The organism is Brevundimonas sp. (assembly GCF_036405315.1).
GTDB lineage: Bacteria > Pseudomonadota > Alphaproteobacteria > Caulobacterales > Caulobacteraceae > Brevundimonas.
The window spans coordinates 1-16,476 of the sequence record NZ_DASWXW010000115.1 but is presented as its reverse complement, the minus strand read 5'-3'; the positions used below and the strand labels follow the sequence as shown (position 1 = coordinate 16,476).

Below are 16,476 nucleotides of genomic sequence, written 5' to 3'. Positions count from 1 at the left end.
AGGCGATGGAGACGTGGGGCGCCGGCACGGCCTCGGTCCGTTTCATCTGCGGCACGCTGGAAATCCACAAGGAACTGGAACGCGCCATCGCCGACTACCTCGGCTTTGAAGACACCATCCTGTTCGCCGCCGCCTTTGACGCCAACGGCGGCATCTTCGAGCCCCTGTTCACCGAGGCCGACGCCATCGTCTCGGATAGCCTGAACCACGCCTCGATCATCGACGGCGTGCGCCTGTGCAAGGCCAAGCGCTATCGTTTCGCCACCTCGGACATGGCCGACCTGGAGGCCCAGCTGAAGCAGGCCCGGGCCGACGGCGCGCGTGAGATCATCATCGCCACCGACGGCGCCTTCTCGATGGACGGTTATGTGGCCAAGCTGAAGGACATCCGCGCCCTGGCCGACCAGTACGGCGCCCTGATCATGGTGGACGACTGCCACGCCACCGGCTTCATGGGCGACAAGGGGCGCGGCTCCTATGCCTACAACGGCGTCGAGGTGGACTTCGTCACCGGCACCTTCGGCAAGGCCCTGGGCGGCGCCATGGGCGGCTTCATCTGCGCCCGCAAGAATGTCGTGGAGCTGCTGAAACAGCGGGCGCGGCCCTACCTCTTCTCCAACGCCTTGGCGCCGGCCGTCTGCGGTTCGTCGCTGGAGGCCATCCGCATCGCCTCGGGCGAGGAAGGCGACGCCCTGCGCGCCCAGCTGTTCGCCAACGCCGCGCGTTTCCGCTCGGCCATGACCGAGGCGGGCTTCACCCTGCAGCCGGGCGAGCATCCCATCATCCCCGTCATGCTGGGCGACGCCAAGCTGGCGCAGGACATGGCGGCGCGGATGCTGGAACTGGGCGTCTATGTGATCGGCTTCAGCTTCCCTGTGGTGCCGCGCGGTCAGGCCCGCATCCGCACCCAGATGTCGGCGGCGCATACGTTCGAGCAGATCGACGCGGCCGTCGCCGCCTTCACCCAGGCGGGCAAGGAACTGGGGGTCATCTGACCCCCAGCGATCTCAGTCCTTCAGGCTGTCGTCGGCCATGATGACCGACCGGCCTGCGGGGTTGAGCGCGGCCCACAGCAGGACGGCGGCGATCAGCGGCGCGACCGACATGCCGATATAGCGGCCGATGATGGCGATCTGGGCCACGACGGCGGGCAGGGGCGGCTGGTCCAGCGGCGCGCGCGCGCCGGCGCTGGGCGGAGCCAGGGCGGGATTCAGCTGCGCCGCCAGATCGCCCCAGATCAAGGACGCCAGCGACAGGATGAACAGCAGCGTCAGGGCCGCGATGGTCACGGCGGCCGCCTTGAGCGGACGCGTCGTGCGCGGCGGGGCCGTCAGGAAGGCGAGGGCCAGCGGGAAGCCGAGCAGCAGTCGCCGGATCGCCGTCTGCGCCACGTCATAGGTGATGGGAACGCCGCCGCTGGTCAGATGCGTGCCGACCGCCCAACCGCCGTCTGCAGCGCTGATCTCGCCCGTAAGGCCGAACAGGCGGAACACCAGACCCGCCAGCGGGCGCAGCCCTGCCGCCGCCAGATCCGCGCCCCACAGCCACCACGGCGGCAGCAGCAGGATGAACATCCCCAGCGACCACAGGCCGAAACGACGGCGGGCGGCTTCTTCCGGCGTCTTGGCGCCGAGGGTTTCGAACCAGGCGGCCATCAGGCGGCGTCCTTGGCGGCGGTCGTGGGAGCCTTGCCAGGCTGGCGGCTCTGCCAACGGGTCCAGAAGAAGAAGACCAGCAGGCCTTCCAGACCGATCATCGCGTCCCAGACATAATGGTGGAAGAACTCGAACAGGGATTCAGACCCGCGCGACAGATACAGCAGGGTGATGATCCGCAGCAGGTTGACCAGTTGCAAGGCGATTACGCCCACGGCGGCGCCGATCAGGCCGTCGCGCAGCCGGCCGGGGAAGGCCAGGATGGCGGCGATCAACAGGGCGCAGACCTCGACCGCATTGCAGCCGGCCAGCACCTGAACCGCGCCATGCCCGTCGGCGAAACGCAGGATGTCGCCCTCGGCCAGCACCCGGCTGTCAAAGGGCTTCAGCACCAGGGCGCAGATGTCGACCAGCAGTTGGGTGAAGGGCTGGACGAACAGGCGCTCGGCCCACGGCGTGGCCAGCACGCTGAACAGGGTCACGGCCAGCAGGGCGAACAGGCCCAGATACTGGACGGCAGGCGACTTGAAGAAGCGCGGCATGGTGGGTCGCCTAAGGTGCGGTAGAGAAGCAGAAGGAGGGGCGGGCCGCGACGGCCCGCCCCGTGGCGCCCGATCCAATCAGACCGTGCGGCGACGCTTCTGAATGGTCAAGGCGGCGAAACCGCCCAGAGCGACTGTCAGCAGGATCATGGCCCACTCGGTCATGGTCGGGACCGGGGCGGGCGGCGGCGTATTGGTGATGGTGTAGCTCGGCATCGGCGACGGCATATCAACGGCGGCGCCGCCGCTGTTGATCTCGAACATGGTCGGCGAATAGACGCCCTGGTTCGATGAAGTCGTCACTAGCGACTTGTCGATCTTGATTCTGATGACGGAGCCAGCCGGGATAACAAGGCCGTTCCTCAAGCGCAGTTGAACGCCAGAGTTCCAAGTCTGGCAGAAAACAAAGTCGCTCTGAGGCATGGTGACGCCGTTGAGCGTCGCCGTGATGTTGCTGTCGCACTGGTTGGTCGCGGCGGCCAGGACGAGCCCGCCGTCGAACCGCGCGTAAAGCATGTGAGGCGCCATGTTCACCATGGTTTCGGTCGTGAACCGAATGTCGACGTCGGTCGGTTGCGACGGAGCGGGGTTCGACAGGGTGACGCTGACGTTGGTCAGGGTCCCTGCGGCGGCGGCCGAGGCGGTCATCGACAGGGCGGCGGCCGCGGCGGCGGCGATTAGCTTCTTCATGAGTTTTCGCTTGTTAGGTCTGAAACCACGGCGAGACCATCTCGCCGCTGGCTCTTGCGACCGCGCCAGCGCCGGTAACTGATTCGGGTTGTTACGGCCAAGCTTGTTCGCGGGGTGAGTGTGTCATTTTGTTACGGCCGAGAGGGCGGGGACGACGGGGTTCGGGCGCGGATCTGGCCGAAGGACGCATGATCTGCTTGCGGTCCTCGCCAAGGCGGCCTAGCGGCTGCGTCTGAGAAACGGGAGCATCCACCATGACCGCCACCATGAAGGCCCTGGCCAAGACGAAGCCCGGCGTGGGCCTGGAATTGATCGAGGCGCCGATCCCCGTCGCGGGCGACGAGGACGTGCTGATCCGCGTCCACCGCACTGCGGTCTGCGGCACCGACATCCACATCTGGAACTGGGACGAGTGGTCCCAGAAGAACGTGCCCGTCCCCATGATCACGGGCCACGAGTTCGCCGGCGAGATCGTCGCCATCGGCAAGGATGTGGATCGCCGCCTCAAGATCGGCCAGCGCGTCTCGGCCGAGGGTCACGTCATCGACCTGAACTCCGAAGCGGCCCGCGCCGGCCACTTCCACCTGGACCCCGACACCCGCGGCATCGGCGTGAACCGCCAGGGCGCCTTCGCCGAATACGTGGTGGCCCCGGCCTTCAACGTCATCGAGCTGCCGGACGACGTGCCCTATGAGATCGGTTCGATCCTGGACCCGTTCGGCAATGCCGTGCACACGGCGCAGCAGTTCGACCTTCTGGGCGAGGACGTCCTGGTCACGGGCGCCGGTCCCATCGGCATGATGGCCGCCGCCGTGGCGCGCCACGCGGGCGCCCGCACCGTGGTTCTGACCGATATCAACGACTTCCGTCTGGAACTTGCACAAAAAGTTGCGCCGGGCGTGCGCACGGTCAACACCACCAAGGAAGACCTGCGCGACGTCATGCACGAGCTGGGCCTGAAGGTCGGCTTCGACGTGGCGCTGGAGATGTCGGGTTCGCCCATCGCCTTCAAGCAGTGCGTCGACACCCTGATCATGGGCGGCGGCATGGCCATGCTGGGCATTCCGTCCAAGCCGATGGAGACGGACTGGGGCGCGATCATCCTGAAGGCCCTGACCATCAAGGGCGTTTATGGTCGTGAGATGTTCACGACCTGGCGCAAGATGCTGGGCCTGCTGAAGGCGGGTCTGGACCTGACGCCGCTGATCACCCACCAGATGCCCTATCAGGACTTCGAGGCGGGCTTTGAGGCCATGCGCTCGGGCCAGTCGGGCAAGGTCGTCCTGAACTGGGCCGACTGATCCGCGCCTGAAGCGAACCGAAGGCCCCCTGACCGCAAGGCAGGGGGCTTTTTCGTATCAGGCCGGCGCCGCGCGCGGGCCGGTGGCGCGGAAGACCACCGCCACGAACAGGATCATGGACAGCAGGGTCAGGGTCGGCCCGACCATCAGGCCCAGGTTGGCCGCCGCCTGCAGGTCCGGTCCGCCCAGCAGCTTGGCCGCCAGCGCCGGCATGAAGATCAGCAGGCCGATCAACGACACCCAGAAGTGCGTTTGCGGCAGCCAGCCCCGTGCGGCGCTCGGCTGAACCCGATAGAAGAGGCCATAGAGCGCCATAGACACCCAGCCCAACAGGTTGATGTGGGCGTGGACCGGCGAGGCGGCGAACTGCTCGGTCGCCCCCATCCAGTAGCCCAAGGCCATGCCGACCAGGGCGAACAAGACGGCTAGGCGGAGAAAACGGTTGGAAAGCCGGTAGTCCATAGACGTGCCCTCATAAAGCAGCGAAGGACGCGCACTAGTGGGGCGAACGATGATCTGCCAATGAAACAACCGTCATTTCATTGAGGCGACAGCAGCCGGATCAGGCTGGGCTCGAAGCCCTTGGCCTCCCCGCCGGGCAGGGCTGCGGCCAGGCCGCCGTTTTCGAACAGCTTAAGCACGCGCGGGTGGACGTAGGCGGCGCGGCAGACCGTGGGGGTGTTGCCGAGCAGGCCGGACACCGCCTTGACGCAGAGGGTGATCTTGCGTCGCGCATCGGCTTGCGAGGTCGGCGGTTCCATTCCGCGCAGGGCGCGCGCGGCGGAAACCGTCCCGGCCCAGGTGCGGAAATCCTTGGCCGAGAACTGGTCGCCCATGGCGTCGCGGATATAGGCGTTGACGTCGTCCGAGCTGACGGGGTGAAGGTCGCCTTGAGCGTCGCGGTATTTGAACAGGTGCTGACCCGGCAGGCCCTCAAGCGTGCGCAAGGCGCGGGCCAGGCGCTGATCTCGGACGCTGACGCGGTGGTCCTTGCCGCTCTTGCCGCTAAACTCGAAGGTCAGGGCCGCGCCGTCCACCTCCAGATGCCGCTTGTGCAAGGTGGTCAGGCCGAAGCTGCGGTTCTGGCGGGCGTATTCAGCGTTGCCGACGCGGATCAGGGTGATCTCCAGCAGACGGACGGCGGTGGCCATCACCTTTTCCCGACACGGCCCCCGCCGTGACAGGTCATGCTCCACACGCTCGCGCAGCTTCGGCAGCTGGCGGGCGAAGGCGGCCAGGCGGTCGAACTTGTGGCTGGCGGCATGGCGGGTCCAGTCGGGGTGATAGCGGTACTGCTTGCGCCCTTTGACGTCGCGGCCCGTCGCCTGGATGTGGCCGTTGGCGCGCGTGCAGATCCACACCTCGGTCCAGGCGGGCGGGATGGCCAGGGCGCGGATGCGGTCCAGCGTGCGGCCGTCCCGGACCGTCCGCCCGTCGCGGTCGCGATAGGAGAACCCCTTGCCCGAACGGCGGCGGCTGAGGCCCGGTTGGTCATCGTTGCACCAGCTCAGGCCGTCGGGGAGTTCCAGTACGGGCGGAAGGCGGGCAGCGCCGTCGGGCATGGCTTGTGATCCTGAAGATGCGACGACCAACGGGCCGCGCGCCCTGCCGGTTCCTCTTGACCGCGAGCGCCGGACGGGGGACGGAGCGGGCATGAACTATCGTCACAGCTTTCACGCTGGAAACTTCGCGGACCTGGTCAAGCACGCCCTGGTGCTTTGGCTGCTGAAGGAGCGGCAAGAGAGGGGGGCTGTCACGGTCATCGACACCCATGCGGGCGCGGGCCTTTACGACCTGTCAGGCGACGGGGCGCGGTCGAAGGAGGCCGAGGCGGGGGTGGCGCGGCTGATGACCGCCGAGGATCGGCCGCCGCTGATCGAGGCCTTGGCGGCCGAGGTCGCGGCCCTGAATCCCGATGGCGGCGCGCGCTTCTATCCGGGCTCGCCCCTGCTGATCGCGCGGGCGCTGAACGAGGGCGACCGCTATATGGGCTTCGAGTTCCATCCGCCGGTTCAGGAAATGCTGGCCGAGGCGCTGAGCGACTGGTCCGCCGCCGAAGGGCGCGCCGGCGACGGCTATGTCGAGGCGCTGAAGGCGGCCAAGGCGATCAAGGGGCCGCTGGTTCTGATCGACCCGCCGTTCGAGCGGCCCGACGACTATGTGCGCTCGGCCGAGACCGCCGCCGCCATCGTCCGCCACGACCGCACCGCGACGGTGGCGATCTGGACCCCGCTGAAGGATATGGAGACCTTCGACGCCTTCATCCGTCGTCTGGAGGAGGCCAAGGTCGGTCGAGTGCTTGTCGCCGAGGCGCGCCTGCGCCCGCTCAACAATCCGATGAAGATGAACGGCTGCACCATGACGGTGGTCAACCCGCCTTCGGGCGCGGAAGCCGCCGCCGCCGAGATTTGCGGCTGGGTCGCCGCGACCCTGGGCGAGGCGGGCGCGCGGGCCGAGGTCTGGCGCGCAGGCTAGGGCCTGATCAGTTGAGGAGGAATCTCTTCGTGATTCCGCCGATGCCGTGAAACAGGCTCCAGCACTGATACTGGAGCGAAGATCTCGGTTCAGATGCGATCGCATCTGAACCGATTTCGCTCTAGGCCTCGACGACCTCGCCGGGTTCATAGAGATGGGGCTCGAAGGTGGCGATGGCCAGGATCGGCCTCATGGCCGCCACCACGTCGGGGTGACGCGTCATGGCCTTCCAGTCCGAGGCGCTTGCCCAGACCGCATGATTGGCGACGACGCGTCCGTTCAGGCCGCGGTGTAGTGTGCCTGAGACGAAGCCGGGCAGGGTGCGCTGCACCTGGGCCAGGGCCGCCAGGTGCTCGACCAGTTCGTCCTGACGCCGGGCGTCACATTTGAAGATATTGATCAGGACGACCGGGGAATCGTCGTTTGCGTCGGCGGACATGAAGGGCGGCCTCGTTGCAATAGCCTGACTTCTACCCCAATCCGGAGACAGACGCTTCCTTCTCCCCGCTGGAAAACGCCGAAATGACCCGTATCGCCATTCTGGAAACCGGCCACCCGCCCGAGCATCTGCGGGACGCCTTCGACGACTATCCGGCGCGTTTCCGCCATCTGCTGGGCGAGAACGTGCCGACGGCGCGGTTCGACGTGCAGTCGTGGCATCTGCCGGAGGACCCGTCCATCTATACGGGGGCCATCGTCACAGGCTCGGCGGCGGGGGTTTATGACGACCTGCCGTGGATTTCGCCCCTGGTGGACTGGTTGCGCGCGGCGCGGGGCAAGACGCGCCTGCTGGGCATCTGCTTCGGCCATCAGGTCATCGCCCACGCCTTCGGCGGCAAGGTCGAGAAGTCGCACAAGGGCTGGGGCGTCGGCCTGCATCGCTATGACGTGGTCAGCCATGAGCCGTGGATGCACCCGCGCGCGCCCTCCATCGCCATTCCGGTGTCGCATCAGGATCAGGTGGTCGCCGTCGCCCCCGACACGCGGGTGATCGCCTCCAGCCCCTTCACCCCCTACGCCGGCCTGGCCTGGGGCGAGGACGCGGTCAGCTTCCAGTGCCACCCCGAGTTCCAGCCCGCCTACGCCGCCGCCCTGATCGAGGGGCGGCGCGGGGATCGCATCCCGCACGATTTGGCGGACGAGGCCCTGTTGAGCCTGGAGGGGGCGAACGACCGCGCCGTTCTGACGGCCTGGATTCGCGCCTATCTGCTGCTGACGCCGCCGCCGGTCGAGGCGGACGGCAGCGGCATCTGACCGGAGACGGACGGTTCGTTTCGTGGGACGGCGCTAAACCTTGTTCAACTTATGGCGTGCAAGGCTGAGACGTTCAGTCTGGAAACGTCATGTCTTCACTCCGAGCCGCGGGCGTCGCGGCGGTCGCATTGTTGTTCAGTGGAACCGCGACGGTGGACGCCGCGCCGCGGGCGCGGTCGGTCATCGACCTGGCGCAGGCGCTTGAGCAGCGTGCGGCCAAGACGAATTTCGCCGAGTTGGAGGCCTTTGGACAGGCGGCGCTCAGGCGCAACGACCGCGAGGGGCTGAACCGTCTCTATCACGTGACCTGGACGATCCTGAACCAGGGCGAGTTCGAACGCGCGGCGGTGTGGAACCGGCGCCTCGAACAGAAGGCCCGGGCGCAGCATGATGACCGCTATATTCAGATCGCCCGCCTGAACGCCTTGACGGCGCGCTATGATCAGGGCGAGCTGACGGTTGATGCGGAGATGAACCGGATCGCCGAGACGACGGGCGACTGGTTCGTGAAGGCGCATGCGTCTCGCCTGGCGGCTCTGGCGCTGATGGACCAGGATCGGGTCGGGGAAGGCCTGCGGCTGCTGACCTTGGCCGAGGCCGAGATTCCCGAGGACGATCCCTTCGCCGGCACGGCCCACGCCGGCTTGTGGGAAATGACCGGCATGGGGCTGATGAAGCTCAATGACGTCGTCGGAGCGGCGACGGCTTTCCAGCGGTTCGAAATCGACTATTCCAATCCCGACTATCCTCGGCCGGATTTCGACAGCCTCTACAACCTCACCAAGATGGCGGTGCAGGTCGGCGACCTGCCGAGCGCGCAACGATATTACGCCGCCCACCATCGCCTGACGCAGCGCGCCAGGCTGGAAAGCCTGGCGGTCTATGACGCCAGCTTGTGCGCCGCCGTGGCCGACGCGCGTCAGGAGCCGCAAGACGTCCTGGCCTGTCTTGAGCCCTATGGCGAGAGCCTGGGCGCCGCGGCGTTTCTGGCCCTGGACATCCTGCCGTTGCGAGCAGTCGCCCGGGCTCGCACAGGACAACTGGACGCCGCGCGCCGGGATATGGAAACCTTGCGGCGGTTGGACATCCATGGCGGCGTCGATTCCCATGTCGCTCTCGTTCAGGCCGAGTTGCTGTTCGCCAGCGGTCGGGCGTCCGAGGCCTATGAGGTGCTGCGCGCCTATGAGCGAGACCGCGAGGTTTCGGCCGCCCAGCGTTTCAGTTCTGGCATCCGTCAGGTCACGGGCGACATGCAGGAGCAGTTGGCCGAGCGTCGGCGTCAGCTGGAAACCGCCCGCGCCAACACGGAGCTTCAGCGGACGGTGATCCGCTGGCAGAACTGGATCGTCGGCATCGGCGTGGTCTTCATGCTGTCAGCCCTGCTGACCCTGCTGTGGCAGCGGCGTCAGGCGAAGCAGCTTCGCAGCGCCCGACTCCGCGCCGAGGAGGCCAGCCGCGCCAAGAGCGAGTTCCTGGCCAACATGAGCCATGAGATCCGCACGCCGCTGAACGGCGTGGTGGCGATGGCGGACGCCCTCGGCCAGCGCAATCTGGCGCCCGACGAGCATGAAATGGCCGAGGTGATCCGTTCGTCCGGCGTCACCCTGGAACGGCTCCTGTCGGACATTCTGGACAGCGCCCGCATCGAGTCCGGCCAGGTGACGATCGAGCAGGCGCCCTTCCATCTGGGTCGCACGGTCCAGGACGTGATCGGCCTGTGGCGCGTGCCGGCGGGAGAGAAGGGGGTTGCTCTGGTCGCCGACGTCCACCCCTCGCTTCACGCGGTGGTCGACGGCGACGCCGTGCGCGTGCGTCAGATCCTGACCAACCTGGTCAGCAACGCCCTGAAGTTCACGGTCGAGGGCGAGGTGAGCCTGAAAGTCGAACCGGCCGAGGACGGTCGCGTCCGCTTCACCATCAGGGACACAGGCGTCGGCTTCGACGCCGAGCAGAAGGCGCGCATCTTCGGACGTTTCCAGCAGGCGGACGGCTCGATCACCCGGCGCTTCGGCGGAACGGGGTTGGGGCTGGCCATTTCGCGTGAACTGGCGGCCCTGATGGGCGGGACGCTGGAGTGCGACAGCACGCCGGGGCAGGGCGCCGCCTTCTGGTTCGAAATCCCCTTGTCGCCGAGCGCGGTCGCGCCGGCTCCTGCGGCGGAGATCGCGACGGCGGTCGATGTCAGGGCGCGGCCCATGAGCGTGCTTCTGGCCGACGACCACCCCGCCAATCGCAAGGTGATCGAGGTCATGTTGTCGGCGACGGCGATGGAGCTGACGGCGGTGGAGGACGGGCGTCAGGCTCTGGACGCCTTCACGCGGGGCGACTTCGACCTGGTGCTGATGGACATGCAGATGCCGGTGATGGACGGGCTGACCGCCACCGCCGCCATCCGCGCCTTCGAGATGCAGAACGGGCGCACGCCCACGCCCATCCTGATGCTGACCGCCAACGCCATGGCCGAACACGTCGAGGCGGGCCGGGCGGCGGGCGCGGACGGCCATCTGACCAAGCCGCTGACCCTGGCCGCCCTGTTCGACGGGATCGCAAGCGTGATGGCGCAGGGCGAGCGCGCCAAGGTCGCCTGAAGCCGTCAGGCCCTGATCAGGGCCATTTCACCACGGGCGGCATGGAGCTGAGGATCGACTCGACGTTGCCGCCGGTCTTCAGCCCGAAGGTCGTGCCGCGGTCGTAGAGCAGGTTGAACTCAACGTAGCGGCCGCGACGGATCAACTGTTCCTCGCGCTCCTCGGCCGTCCAAGCCTCGGTCATGCGGCCGGCGACGATTCGAGAATAGACATCGAGGAAGGCCTTGCCGACGTCCTGGGTGAAGGCGAAGTCCTTTTCCCAGTCGCCGCTGTCGTGGTGGTCGTAGAAGATGCCGCCGGTGCCGCGCGGCTCGTTGCGGTGCGGCAGGAAGAAGTACTCGTCGCACCACTGCTTGTACTTGGCGTGCCAGGCGGGGTCGTAGGCGTCGCAGGCGCCCTTCATCGCGGCGTGGAAGGCGACGGTGTCGGGGTGGTCGTCGCGACGGTCCACGTCCAGCACGGGCGTCAGGTCGCCGCCGCCGCCGAACCAGGTCCTGGTGGTCGAGATCAGGCGGGTGTTCATATGCACCGCCGGCACGCGCGGGCTGACCGGGTGGCAGATCAGGCTGATGCCGGTGGCGAAGAAGCGCGGGTCTTCCTCGGCGCCGGGGACATTCTTGGCGTAGTCGGCGGGGAAGGTTCCGTGCACGGTCGAGCAGTGGACGCCGACCTTCTCGAACAGGCGGCCGTGCATCATGCCCATGACGCCGCCGCCGCCCTCCTTGCGGTCCCAGGGCGTGCGCACGAAGCGGCCGGCCTCACCGGGGAAGAGGTCGGCGGGCGCGGCGTCTTCCAGGGCCTCGAAACCGGCGTGAATTTGATCGCGCAGGGTCTCGAACCAGACGCGGGCGCGCTCGCGATGCTCGACCATCAGGGTGGGGGTCTCTTGGATCATCAGGGCTTCAACCATGACGGGCGGCCTTTGTGAACAGGGTGGGGTGGCTCCATTCATGCGCGCAGGGACGAAAGCCGGCCTTGATCCAGATCAGACCCGGTTCCCATGCCGCCCCGCCTGTGCCAGCGTGGCCTTATCAGTATCGAGGGGACACCATGATCCGCACCGCCTTGCTCGCCGCCGTTTCGCTCGCCGTCCTGGCCGGACCCGCCCTGGCTCAATCCCAAGGGGGCGCCGACGCCGCGGGGCAGGAAAGGGTGCTGCAGATCCTGCGTCGCACCCCGCTGATCGACGGCCACAACGACCTGCCCTGGGCCTTGAGGCAGGGCTTTGGGAACGACCCTTACCGCGTTGATCTGGCGACGGATCTGGACGCCGCGACCGATCTGCACACCGACATTCCGCGCCTGCGCGCCGGGGGCGTCGGCGGCCAGTTCTGGTCGGTCTATGTCCCCGCCAGCCTGGAGCCGGTCGAGGCGGCCAAGGCCACCTTCGAGCAGATCGATACGGTCAAGCGCATCGCCGCCGCCTATCCTTCGGTGTTCGAGATCGCCACGACCGCCGACGACATCAGCCGCATCCACAAGGCCGGAAAGATCGCCAGCCTGATCGGCATGGAGGGCGGCTACTCCATCGACGATTCCCTCGGCCTGCTGCGCGAATTCTATGATTCGGGCGCGCGCTACATGACGCTGACACACTCCAAGACCACGACCTGGGCCGACAGCGCCACGGACGCGCCCAAGTGGGGCGGCCTGTCGCCCTTCGGCGAGCAGGTGGTCAAGGAGATGAACCGCATCGGCATGATGGTGGATATCAGCCACGTGTCCGAGGACACCATGTTGGACGCCATCCGCGTCTCGACCGCCCCGGTGATCTTCTCGCACTCGTCGGCGCGGGCGGTGACGGGCCATCCCCGCAACGTGCCCGACGCCGTGCTGCGGCTAATGCCCGCCAACGGCGGCATCGTCATGGTGACGTTCGTGCCGGGCTTCATCAGCGAGCCGGTGCGTCAGTGGAGCGCCTTGCGCTCGGCCGAGCTTTCGCGCCTCACGGCCCTGAACCAGGGCGATCCTGACGCGGTGAAGACGGGCATCGACGCCTGGACCGCCGCCAACCCCGCCCCGCGCGCCACGCTGGACGACGTGGTGGCCCACATCCAGCACGTCCGTGACGTGGCGGGCATCGATCATGTCGGCCTGGGCGGAGACTTCGACGGCGTCGACAGCCTGCCGGAGGGGGTCGAGGGCGTGGACGCCTATCCGCGCATCCTGGCTGAACTGATGCGTCGCGGTTGGTCTGAAGCCGATATCCGCAAGATCTCGGGCGAGAACCTGTTGCGCACCATGCGGGCGGTCGAACGCGCCGCCACGGCCCAACGCGGCCAGCGCCCCAACCTGGCGCAACTGCCCAACGACGGCGCGCCGGAGTAGGGGCGGGCGTCACTTTCTCCCTCCCCTTGAAGGGGAGGGAGAAACGCGTCGCCTATCTCGTCGGCAACCCGCCCAACTGACGCAGCCCTTCCCACAGGGCGATGCCCGCGCTGACCGACAGATTCAGCGAGCGCGTTTCCGGACGTATAGGGATGAAGACCCGGGCGTCGGCGGCGTCGTGGACGTAGTCGGGCGCCCCGGCGCTTTCCTTGCCGAACAGCAGGGTGTCGTCCGCGCGGAATTTGAAATCGGGCAGCGGCGTGGCGCCTCTGGTCGTGAACAGGACCAGGCGGCCGGTCGGTCGGTCACGCTGGAACGCCTCCCAGTCGGCATGGCGGGTCATGTGGCTGAGCGGGCCGTAGTCCAGCGCCGCACGCTTCATGGCGCGATCGTCGAAACGGAAGCCGGTCGGCTCGATGACGTGCAATTCGACGCCGAAACAGGCGCTCTGGCGGATGCAGGCGCCCACATTCTGCGGGATGTCAGGTTGAAAAAGGGCGAGACGCATTCTAAGGCCGTCATACGCGCGGGGCGGGGTCTTGTCGCGGTCTTTATTGCGACTGTTTCGCAAGTTGTGTCAGCAACTTGCAACGACAGCCGTAATCGCAAGGCCGCCGGCAACTTCTGCCGTTCCGCAGGGACGATCCATGCCGACGACTATCCCCTTTCGGGGCGGGCGATCGGGAGTGCAGAGGTGAGAGCGTGGCCGAATCGGTCGTGAATGCTGAAGGGCCTGATGGCCAACACGGGGGCGGCGACGCCACCCGCCGCGATTTCATCCACATCGCCGCCGGCGCCGCCGCGGTCGGCGCGGGCGTGATGGTGGCCTGGCCGCTGATCAATCAGATGAACCCCGCCGCCGACACCCTGGCCCTGGCGTCGATCGAATTCGATCTGACCAAGGTTCAGGAAGGCCAGCAGGTCGTAATCAAGTGGCAGGGCAAGCCGGTCTTCGTGCGCTACCGCACGCCGGCCGAGCTGAAGCGCGTCATCGCCGACGACCACGCGCCGGACCTGAAGGAACCCCAGACCGACGCCGAGCGCACCAAGCCCGGCCACGAGAAGTATCTCGTCGTCATCGGCTCCTGCACCCACCTGGGCTGCGTTCCGACCTTCGGCTCGGGCGACTTCGGCGGCTGGTTCTGCCCCTGCCACGGTTCGCACTACGACGCCTCGGGCCGTATCCGTAAGGGACCGGCGCCCAAGAACCTGGTGGTGCCGAACTACGACTACGTGTCCGACACCCGCGTGAAGATCGGCTGAGGACGGACAGAGGACCCATGAGCGATCACGAATCCACCTACGTCCCCAAAACCGCGATTGAGCGGTGGATGGACACCCGCCTGCCGATCATCCGTTTCGGCATGGACTACGCCAACCTGCCGACCCCCCGTAACCTGAACTATTGGTGGACCTTCGGCGGCATCCTGGCCCTGTGCCTGATGACGCAGATCATCACCGGCATCGTTCTGGCCATGCACTATACGCCGAACACGGCCCTGGCCTTTGAATCGGTCGAGCGCATCATGCGCGACGTCAACGGCGGCTGGCTGATCCGCTACGTCCACGCCAACGGCGCGTCGATGTTCTTCATCGCCGTCTATCTGCACATGCTGCGCGGCCTCTACTATGGCTCCTACAAGGCGCCGCGCGAGATGATCTGGATCGTCGGCTGCGTCATCTTCTTCCTGATGATCGCCACCGCCTTCCTGGGTTACGTCCTGCCCTGGGGCCAGATGTCCTTCTGGGGCGCTGAGGTCATCACCAACCTGATCGGCGCCATTCCGGTCATCGGCGAGCCGATCCTGATCTGGCTGCGCGGCGGCCCGGCGATCGACAACGCGACGCTGAACCGCTTCTTCTCGCTGCACTACCTGCTGCCGTTCGTCATCGCCGGCTGCGTGGTGCTGCACCTTTGGGCCCTGCACGCCGCCGGTCAGAACAACCCGGTCGGCATCCTGATCCCGAAGGACCGTGAGAAGAAGGACATGCTGCCCTTCCACCCGTACTTCACGGTCAAGGACGGCTTTGCGATCATCCTCTTCCTGATCCTGTTCTCGGTCTTCGTCTTCTATCAGCCGAACGCCCTGGGCCACGCCGACAACTACATCCCGGCCAACCCGCTGCAGACCCCAGCGCACATTGTGCCCGAATGGTACATGCTGCCGTTCTACGCGATCCTGCGCGCCATCCCCGACAAGTTCGGCGGCGTGGTGGCCATGTTCGGCGCCATCGGCGTGCTGTTCGTCCTGCCCTGGCTGGACACGTCCAAGGTGCGCTCGATGCGCTACCGCCCGACGATGCGCACCTGCTTCATCATCTTCCTGTTCGTGTGCTTCGGCCTTGGCTGGTGCGGTGGTCAGCTTCCGGACGCTCCCGTGGTTCCGGGCATGCCGAGCTTCAACCTGATCGACGGTCAGCTGAACTCCTACCTGTGGCTGACGCGTCTGTTCACGGCCTACTACTTCATCTTCTTCCTGGTGCTGATGCCCTTCCTGGGTCTGCGCGAGAAGCCGCTGCCGGTCCCGGCGACGATCTCGGAGCCGGTCCTGTCGGACAATGCCGAGCAGAAGGCCTGAGCGCGATGATTTCCAACGAGAAGAAAACCGTGTCCTTCCGCAAGACCCTGGTCGTTCTGACGTCCGCTCTCGGCCTGGCCGCCACCGCCGCTCCGGCGCTGGCCGCCGGGGGCGCCAAGCATCCGCGCAGCGGCGGCTTCAGCTTCGAGGGGCCGTTCGGCACCTACGACCAGGGCCAGTTGCAGCGCGGCTACAAGGTCTACAAGGAAGTCTGCGCCTCGTGCCACAGCATGAACCTGGTGCACTTCCGTAACCTGGGCGACAAGCACGGGCCGTTCTGGAACCCGGAATATCCGAACCCGAACGACAACCCGGTCGTGAAGGCCCTGGCCAAGGAAGTTCAGGTCGCGGACATCGACAGCGAGACCGGCGAGGCGCTGATGCGCGACGCCACCACCGCCGACAAGTTCCCGTCGCCCTATCCGAACGCCACGGCGGCGGCCGCCGCCAACGGCGGCGCGGCTCCGCCCGACCTGTCGGTCATGGCCAAGGCCCGTCACGACGGCGCCAACTACATCTACTCGCTGCTGTCGGGTTACGTGACGCCGCCCAAGGGTCTGAAGATGACCTCGGCGCAGCACTACAACCCCTATATGGCCGGCGACCTGACCCCGTTCTGGGAAGGCGAGGGCCACGCCCCTCCGGGCGGCTTCATCGCCATGCCCGCGCCTCTGCGCGATGGTCAGGTGACCTATGACGACGGCACCAAGGCGACGGTCGATCAGATGTCCAAGGACGTCGCGGCCTTCATCGCCTGGACGTCCGAACCGAAGATGGTCGAGCGCAAGCAGGCCGGTCTGGGCGTGATGATCTTCCTGGCGCTGTTCGCGGGCGTGACCTACGCCAGCTATCGCCGCATCTGGAAGGGCGTCGCCCACTAAGGCGAAACCATTCAAGACGAGATGACCCGCCGGAGCGATCCGGCGGGTTTTTTCTTGTACGTTGCGATGGCTGCGAAAGTTCTTTATAACGCAAAGTGAAAAGGAGATCCGCTGATGAAGTCGTATGCCTGTCTGGCGCTGGCCGCCGCTCTTCTGATTGCTCCCGTATCTGTCCATGCCCAG

At 66.8% G+C, this 16,476-nt stretch carries 17 protein-coding genes; 9 read left to right on the top strand and 8 right to left on the bottom strand.

The genetic code is table 11. The annotated features are described in order from the left end of the window. The coding region (locus tag VGE49_RS06855) for a glycine C-acetyltransferase (protein ID WP_331033815.1) at nucleotides 1-995 on the top strand (995 nt) is incomplete at its 5' end. A 12-nt stretch (nucleotides 996-1,007) separates the two neighbouring features. On the opposite strand, the gene VGE49_RS06850 is transcribed toward VGE49_RS06855, so the two are convergent. The 3 genes from VGE49_RS06850 to VGE49_RS06840 all read right to left on the bottom strand — a co-directional run bounded on the left by VGE49_RS06850 (nucleotide 1,008) and on the right by VGE49_RS06840 (nucleotide 2,887). Further along, complete coding sequence (locus tag VGE49_RS06850; RefSeq protein WP_331033814.1) at nucleotides 1,008-1,655, bottom strand: exosortase H-associated membrane protein; 648 nt, start codon at nucleotides 1,653-1,655, stop codon at nucleotides 1,008-1,010. After that, entirely contained in the window at nucleotides 1,655-2,197 is a 543-nt protein-coding gene (gene xrtH, locus VGE49_RS06845; RefSeq protein WP_331033813.1) for an exosortase H, read from the bottom strand. Before xrtH ends, VGE49_RS06850 begins: the two co-directional genes overlap by 1 nt. A gap of 78 nt (nucleotides 2,198-2,275) precedes the next feature. Then, nucleotides 2,276-2,887 (bottom strand): IPTL-CTERM sorting domain-containing protein, encoded by a 612-nt coding sequence (locus tag VGE49_RS06840; RefSeq protein ID WP_331033812.1) that lies wholly within the window; start codon nucleotides 2,885-2,887, stop codon nucleotides 2,276-2,278. Nucleotides 2,888-3,141: 254 nt separating this feature from the next. On the opposite strand from VGE49_RS06840, the gene tdh reads away from it, so the two are divergent. Next, nucleotides 3,142-4,188: an L-threonine 3-dehydrogenase gene (tdh, locus tag VGE49_RS06835; protein ID WP_331033811.1), complete on the top strand. Its 1,047-nt coding sequence runs from the start codon at nucleotides 3,142-3,144 to the stop codon at nucleotides 4,186-4,188. 57 nt (nucleotides 4,189-4,245) lie between these two features. Here the strand turns inward: tdh and VGE49_RS06830 are convergent, their stop codons facing one another. Then, nucleotides 4,246-4,650 (bottom strand): hypothetical protein, encoded by a 405-nt coding sequence (locus VGE49_RS06830; RefSeq protein WP_331033810.1) that lies wholly within the window; start codon nucleotides 4,648-4,650, stop codon nucleotides 4,246-4,248. Nucleotides 4,651-4,727: 77 nt separating this feature from the next. Beyond that, entirely contained in the window at nucleotides 4,728-5,750 is a 1,023-nt protein-coding gene (locus tag VGE49_RS06825; RefSeq protein WP_331033809.1) for a DNA topoisomerase IB, read from the bottom strand. A 91-nt stretch (nucleotides 5,751-5,841) separates the two neighbouring features. Between VGE49_RS06825 and rlmJ the strand changes: the two genes are divergently transcribed. Continuing rightward, complete coding sequence (gene rlmJ / locus VGE49_RS06820) at nucleotides 5,842-6,663, top strand: 23S rRNA (adenine(2030)-N(6))-methyltransferase RlmJ (protein WP_331033808.1); 822 nt, start codon at nucleotides 5,842-5,844, stop codon at nucleotides 6,661-6,663. 121 nt (nucleotides 6,664-6,784) lie between these two features. Here the strand turns inward: rlmJ and VGE49_RS06815 are convergent, their stop codons facing one another. Further along, on the bottom strand, nucleotides 6,785-7,102 hold the full coding sequence (locus VGE49_RS06815; protein ID WP_331033807.1) for an antibiotic biosynthesis monooxygenase family protein: 318 nt from the start codon (nucleotides 7,100-7,102) through the stop codon (nucleotides 6,785-6,787). An 83-nt stretch (nucleotides 7,103-7,185) separates the two neighbouring features. Here VGE49_RS06815 and VGE49_RS06810 point away from each other — a divergent pair, with 83 nt between their 5' ends. Both VGE49_RS06810 and VGE49_RS06805 read left to right on the top strand, forming a co-directional pair. Next, nucleotides 7,186-7,917 carry a type 1 glutamine amidotransferase gene (locus tag VGE49_RS06810; protein WP_331033806.1) on the top strand — a complete coding sequence of 244 codons (732 nt, stop codon included), beginning with the start codon at nucleotides 7,186-7,188 and terminating at the stop codon, nucleotides 7,915-7,917. An 89-nt stretch (nucleotides 7,918-8,006) separates the two neighbouring features. Beyond that, nucleotides 8,007-10,505, top strand: coding sequence for a hybrid sensor histidine kinase/response regulator (locus tag VGE49_RS06805; RefSeq protein WP_331033805.1), 2,499 nt, complete (start codon nucleotides 8,007-8,009; stop codon nucleotides 10,503-10,505). Between the two features lie 16 nt (nucleotides 10,506-10,521). Here the strand turns inward: VGE49_RS06805 and hemF are convergent, their stop codons facing one another. Beyond that, nucleotides 10,522-11,376 carry an oxygen-dependent coproporphyrinogen oxidase gene (gene hemF / locus VGE49_RS06800; RefSeq protein WP_331033816.1) on the bottom strand — a complete coding sequence of 285 codons (855 nt, stop codon included), beginning with the start codon at nucleotides 11,374-11,376 and terminating at the stop codon, nucleotides 10,522-10,524. Between the two features lie 179 nt (nucleotides 11,377-11,555). Between hemF and VGE49_RS06795 the strand changes: the two genes are divergently transcribed. Beyond that, on the top strand, nucleotides 11,556-12,833 hold the full coding sequence (locus VGE49_RS06795) for a dipeptidase (RefSeq protein ID WP_331033804.1): 1,278 nt from the start codon (nucleotides 11,556-11,558) through the stop codon (nucleotides 12,831-12,833). A 52-nt stretch (nucleotides 12,834-12,885) separates the two neighbouring features. Here VGE49_RS06795 and VGE49_RS06790 read toward each other — a convergent pair whose 3' ends face one another. Continuing rightward, nucleotides 12,886-13,341 (bottom strand): tRNA (cytidine(34)-2'-O)-methyltransferase, encoded by a 456-nt coding sequence (locus tag VGE49_RS06790; RefSeq protein ID WP_331033803.1) that lies wholly within the window; start codon nucleotides 13,339-13,341, stop codon nucleotides 12,886-12,888. A 194-nt stretch (nucleotides 13,342-13,535) separates the two neighbouring features. On the opposite strand from VGE49_RS06790, the gene petA reads away from it, so the two are divergent. Genes petA through VGE49_RS06775 form a run of 3 tightly spaced genes read left to right on the top strand, consistent with a single transcriptional unit; the run spans nucleotide 13,536 to nucleotide 16,293 of the window. Further along, complete coding sequence (gene petA / locus VGE49_RS06785) at nucleotides 13,536-14,096, top strand: ubiquinol-cytochrome c reductase iron-sulfur subunit (RefSeq protein ID WP_331033802.1); 561 nt, start codon at nucleotides 13,536-13,538, stop codon at nucleotides 14,094-14,096. A 17-nt stretch (nucleotides 14,097-14,113) separates the two neighbouring features. Beyond that, on the top strand, nucleotides 14,114-15,412 hold the full coding sequence (locus VGE49_RS06780) for a cytochrome b (RefSeq protein WP_331033801.1): 1,299 nt from the start codon (nucleotides 14,114-14,116) through the stop codon (nucleotides 15,410-15,412). 5 nt (nucleotides 15,413-15,417) lie between these two features. Beyond that, entirely contained in the window at nucleotides 15,418-16,293 is an 876-nt protein-coding gene (locus VGE49_RS06775; protein ID WP_331033800.1) for a cytochrome c1, read from the top strand. The last annotated feature ends 183 nt before the right edge of the window (nucleotides 16,294-16,476 follow it).